The sequence below is a fragment of the Actinomadura sp. NPDC000600 genome (genome assembly GCF_040492135.1).
GTDB lineage: Bacteria > Actinomycetota > Actinomycetes > Streptosporangiales > Streptosporangiaceae > Spirillospora.
Window position 1 is genome coordinate 1 of the sequence record NZ_JBEUPD010000126.1, and the last position, 1,280, is coordinate 1,280.

Genomic DNA, 1,280 nt, shown 5'->3' on the forward strand with positions numbered 1-1,280 from the left:
CCCAGGATGGGCGAGCGCGCAGATCGAGGCGCAGCGCCTCAGCGACCCCCGCGGGGCCCTCCGTGGGAGCGTCACCAGCGGGCACCGCCCGGCGGTTCTTATCGGCGTCTGCCACGCGCGGCAGCACCGCGTCCCAGTCGGCCACGCGCCCTGCCAGCGTGCGCTCCGCGCGAGCCCGCAGGGTCCGGTCGGTCTGCGGACTGAACGCCTTGGGCAGCACTGCGGTGGCTTGGCGGCTGGAGGCTTCCGTGATGGCGTCGGCCAGGAGCTCCCGCCACTCAGCGATCGTCAGATCGAGCTTCACTCGCCGGTTGCTGCCGTCACATCGGCGGGGTTCGGCGGTGCCGGCGCGGCCGGTGTGGTGGGGGACCAGCTTCGGGTTGCGGCCGTCGTGCCCGGTGATGGGGCACCAGCGACTGCAGTTCGGGCAGACCAGGCTCTCCGTGCCGGGGAGCAGGTCGATGTCGATGGGGGGCAGCTTCGAGACGGTGATCGCGGGGAGGCTGCTGACCTGCTTCGTGCGGGTCCGGGTCGGACGCTTGCGGGCCGTGGGCATCGCGGACGTGATGGTCATGCGGGATCTCCTTGTGTACGGAGGGGAGGGGCTGCGTCGCGGTGCTCTCTCCGCCCGCCAGGCGCACGGGAGACCCGGCGTCCTGGGGGACGGACAGCGCATCAGCGCTGCGACGTGCATGCAGGTGAGTCGAGAACCCGGGGGATTTAGTGGTGCATCAACCCCGGCCACCCCGTGAGGGGCGGACGACTTCCTGCGGTCTTGCGGTGGTGCAGGGTGCGTAGCCCTGTTCAACGGATCGTTAGGGCTATCGCTATCGCCAAGTAGAGACCATGCGGCAACGCCGAGTCAATAGCGATAGCTCTATTCGTGTTGATCGCTTGTGCTCGCCCATCGCTGACTGATAGAGCTAGCCCTAGAATCAGACCCGAGCAGCACTCCGAAAGGTGGCTCCGATGCCCGTCTCGTATCGCGACATCGCCGCTGACCTGCGACAGCAGATCAGCCACGGGCGGTACGTGCCGGGCGACAAGCTGCCGATGCTGACCGAGCTTCAGACGCAGTACGGCGCGGGCTACCAAACGGTGCGGAGCGCCATCGCTCTTCTGGAGCAAGAGGGCTTGGTCATCGCGGTACGCCGAAGAGGGACGATCGTTCGGGAACGTCCGGAGAAGCGACGCATCACCCGGTCGCGCCAGGTCTTCCGTGACGAGATCGGCTACTACTTCGACCCGACCGCCCAGTCGTGGGCGGCCCTGGAGACGCC

The 1,280-nt window shown here is 68.3% G+C and carries 2 protein-coding genes; one reads left to right on the forward strand and one right to left on the reverse strand.

Features of this window, described 5'->3' with window-relative positions; genetic code table 11:
* Positions 1–574 (reverse strand): hypothetical protein (locus ABWI07_RS44170; protein ID WP_353822210.1); only part of this gene is annotated, 574 nt, incomplete at its 3' end.
* Positions 575–969: 395 nt separating this feature from the next.
* Here ABWI07_RS44170 and ABWI07_RS44175 point away from each other — a divergent pair.
* The coding region (locus tag ABWI07_RS44175; RefSeq protein ID WP_353822211.1) for a GntR family transcriptional regulator at positions 970–1,280 on the forward strand (311 nt) is incomplete at its 3' end.